The sequence below is a fragment of the Archangium sp. genome, assembly GCF_036389735.1.
Lineage (GTDB): Bacteria > Myxococcota > Myxococcia > Myxococcales > Myxococcaceae > Archangium.
Genome location: NZ_DASVWK010000194.1, coordinates 1 through 3,819, shown reverse-complemented (window position 1 = coordinate 3,819; position 3,819 = coordinate 1). Strand labels below are relative to the sequence as shown.

Genomic DNA, 3,819 nt, shown 5'->3' with positions numbered 1-3,819 from the left:
GTGTGCATGTGCAGCCCCACGGTGTGCACGGTGATGGGCTTGCCGTCCTGGAAGACGCCCCCGGTGAGCCGCGAGGCGAGGGTCGTCGGGTCGAACGCCCACCCATGCACGACGTCCGTCTGGCCGGCGGGAATGGTCATCGTCTTGGAGCGGATCCACTCGGGGTTGGCCCACGGCTGTACGAAGGCCACCTTGTCCACGGTGCTGTCCACCTTGAGGGCCACCGAGGTCTCGTCCGGAGCGAGCGCGGCCCCGTGGCCCGCGTGGCCCGTGTTGTAGTGGACCTGGAGGATGACCTTGGAGCCGGGAGCAATCCGCAGGCCGGTGCCCGCCGGGTAGTCCGAGCCCGGGCTGCCCGGGGCCCAGGAGCCGATCCACGCGACGCGGCCCGCGTTGAGTCCGGGCCCTCCGAAGCAGGTGTAGCCCGGCCCTGGCTCCTGGTCGTCGAGCGCCTGGGCCTCGGCCACCTGCTGGGGCTCGGCGAGGAAGGCGATGACGTGGTGGACGATGCCCAGGTTGCCCGGGTTCGCGCGGAAGCCCGTCACGTAACGCGTATCCGTGTAGGGCCAGTCGATGAGGAAGCAGCGGTAGTCATCCGGACTCTTTCGCGGCGTGTACGCGGTGGGCATCTTCAGCGTGGCATCCACGCGCGAGATGCCGCCCGTGCCCGGCCGGGCCGTGGGAGGTGCCTCGCTCGCGTCGCCCTCGGGAGCGCCCGCCCGCACCCAGCTGGTGAGCAGCGCGATCTCCTCGTCATCGAGCGAGCGATCATCGGCGTACTCCGCGCAGTCGCGCGACGGTGGCCAGGGCGGCATGTGGCGCCCCCGCACCGCCGAGACGATGGCATCGCGCTGCTCGAAGGCCTGTTCATACGTCTGGAGCGCGAAGGGCGCGATGCCGCCCTCCACGTGACAACCGCCACACTTCCGCTCCACCAGCGGCCCCACGTTCTCGTGCCACGAGGCGGGCACCGGCGGGGTGGGCTCCTCGTCGCACGCGACCAGGGCGGTCGCGATCAGGAGCGCGCTGGCTTCGAGCATCCGACGCATTCGGGACTCCTCCTTGAAGGGGCGCGCATTCTCTCCGCGCTCGTCCAGCGACGGGACATCACCTTCACGCCAGCACCCACAAGTGGACGTCCGTTCGTACTTCCTCGTACGGAGTGTCGAACACCTCGTACGAACCGTGCGCGACAGGCTCAGCCCAGGGCGGAGGTTGGAAGCCCCTGACCCCGACGCTGGTTCACGGCGTGCCGCAGCTTGTTGTTGGCGCCGATGTAGACGACACGAGGATCGGAAGGCAGGGTCGCGTCCTTGGCGAATGCAGCCAGGGAGTCGTGAACGTAGTGGTCGAAGAACTGCATGATGCCGTGGTCGCGCAAGCCCTGCCCGCGCTGCTCGGCCTCGAATGCCTCCAGTATCAGCAGGTAGTGCGGGCGCAGCCTCTGCCTTCCATGCATCTTCGCCGCGCTCTGGAGGACGGAGGCGTCAGCCATGAGCTGGTCGTCGTAGAGCTTCAGGCAGTCCACGAACGAGCTACCCGTGCTCGGGAGCGTGTCCAGGCGAGCCTTCATCGAGAAGTAGCTGTCCTTCGAGATGGCTGCTTCTGCCTTCGCCTTGTGGATGGCCTCCTGCTTGTGGTGCGCACCGTGTGACATCTCGAGCCTGCTGACCTGGGCCACATCCTGGATGGCCTTTGCCTTCCGCTTCTCCGTCTCGGCCTTCAAGTAGGCCTGTTCGGTCTTCCAGCCGCCCTGAACCTGTCGAAGGATGAATTCATCCATCGTGGAGCGATCGGCCTTTCTGTCTTTCCTGTCGCGGGTGATTCTGGCGAAACGCCACTGGTAGTAGCTCTTCATGTGAGCCAGCATCAGGGCGCCCAGTGGCTGGCGGCCCGAAACCGTGGCGCTCATGTAGCCAGAGAACCGCTGACAGAGCAGCTCGAAAGCCTCCTTGCTGCCGGAGCCTTCCGCGAAGTCCTCGTTGTTGGCGAGGTCCGTCCGCAGGGGCACTCCGGCCCGGAGCGCCTGGTCGCGCATCGCCCTCAAGGGAATCATGCTCAGGAGCGAGCCGCTCGTCCGGCTTCGCGCCCCTTCTCCGAGTCGATAGCCACCACCCACGTCCGAGTGCGCGCCGGGATAGACCATCTCGCGGCAGTTGGTGGGGTAGCGCAGGCCCTGGAGCACACTGTCCACCGGGAAGGAATTACGGAGCTCATGGGCGGCCACCATGTGGAGGCAGTCCTCCACCATCTCGGGGATGCTGAGTTCCTTCGCCCAGGCCAGATGACCATCGTTCAGCCCGGGTGCCGGGTCCGCACCCGGCCCGTTGCCGAAGGCGAGCTGGGTGAGGTCCTTCTGGCTGCGGTCCATCATCGCGAAGCGCGTCATCCCCAGGCCCTTCGTCAGGGAGACCACGTTGTTCATACTCAGCGGCAGACCGACCGAGGCCACGGTGTCGAACAGGCCCATGAAGTACAGGCGGATGGGATACGCGCGTTGGCCCAGCGAAATGAGCCAGCTGCCCTCATGGGTGCGCAGGCAGCGCTGGGCGATGCGCAGGGCGAAGGCGCGTGCCAGCGCGGCCCCACGGGAGAAGCCAAACAGCGCCAGATGGATCTTGCGGCCGTTGCTCCGCGCGATGCACTCGTCCATCCGCTTCATCGCCCACTGGAGGCGATCTTCACCCTTGCCGCCAGAGAGGTTGCCCAGCAGTTCGTCGCCGGGGTCGTTGATGTCGCGGAAGTACGTGCCGATGCCGGGGATGTAGTGGCGGACGAATCCCAGAGCCTCGTTGTGCTTGTGCAGCTGGAACAACCGCGCCACGTTGCTGTGCTCGCTGGTTGCAATGTCCGCGTCCAGGTTGTTGCCCGTACCGTCGAAGAAGAAGGAGACGTAGCATCCCTCTGGAGTGACAGGGCACTGGGAACCAGTGCCCCTTGGGGCGGGCAGTGGCGTGGTCAAATCGGTGCGCACATTCGAAAGCGAGGCGGACCTGCCAAGGTTCGAGAGCACCTGCGTCTTCTGGTCACTAGGGGCGGCCATCCTGGCACCTCGCGGTTCGTTCGTCTGTCACGGTATTGCCTGACGTCTTGCGCTGGAGCGGACCGGCGGACTCCAACCGGAGCTTCATTTTCGGAGGGTCCTCCGTGAGCTCGGCCTCGATGCGCCCATCGGGAAAGAAATGCACCGCCAGGTGGCTGGGATTGGCGGGGGTTGGACCAGTAGTCTCCACGACCTTCGTGCACCAGCGGTTCCGGTCGCGCGTCCAGACGACTTCCACCCGCATGGGCACCGTCATGTTGGTGAACCAGCTCGCGCAACACGTGAATCCCCCACCTCCCGAGGTCGGCGAGCTGACGTAGACGTTGCCTCCGCCATTGCCGTTCACCGAGAAGTGGTCGATGTACAGGTCGGTGTAGTTGAAGCCGCTGATCGTGAGCCCGATGGGCTCGTTGACGGGAACTGGCTCCTCGGCCTTCGGTTTGTTGCAGGAAGCCAGCACCGCGAGCGCCCCGAGCAGCACGCCGTGGCGCGCCACACACGGGACGACCCGGACCCGATGCCTTCCTGTACGCGCAGTCTCCATCTTCCCCCCACGGCTCACGGTCAGCTTCATGCGCCTAGCATCCGCCACCAACGCACGAACAAGGACGAAGAAGCGAGGCCGAGCTCCACGCTCAGTGCAGCAGCGAGCCCGTTCCGCCCTCGCCCGCGTTCGAACGACCCTGGAGGCGCGCCACCGCTTCCTTGAAGCTCGCCATGTACCGGACCAGCCGCGCGTCCATCTCCACCGAGGGGCTGTCGTAGCGCGCCAGGCA

At 66.3% G+C, this 3,819-nt stretch carries 3 protein-coding genes; all 3 read right to left on the bottom strand.

Translation table 11 applies throughout. From position 1 onward, the window contains the following. On the bottom strand, positions 1–1,049 hold a 1,049-nt coding region (locus VF794_RS07255), incomplete at its 3' end, for a hypothetical protein (RefSeq protein WP_331108446.1). Positions 1,050–1,198: 149 nt separating this feature from the next. Then, complete coding sequence (locus VF794_RS07250; RefSeq protein WP_331108445.1) at positions 1,199–3,043, bottom strand: DUF2235 domain-containing protein; 1,845 nt, start codon at positions 3,041–3,043, stop codon at positions 1,199–1,201. After that, positions 3,030–3,539, bottom strand: coding sequence for a DUF3304 domain-containing protein (locus VF794_RS07245; protein ID WP_331108444.1), 510 nt, complete (start codon positions 3,537–3,539; stop codon positions 3,030–3,032). Before VF794_RS07245 ends, VF794_RS07250 begins: the two co-directional genes overlap by 14 nt. Between the last annotated feature and the right edge of the window lie 280 nt (positions 3,540–3,819).

What these genes read in the sequence shown, in the direction of transcription:
- VF794_RS07250 (WP_331108445.1), bottom strand. Translation starts at nt 3,043, where the DNA reads ATGGCCGCCCCTAGTGACCAGAAGACGCAGGTGCTCTCGAACCTTGGC.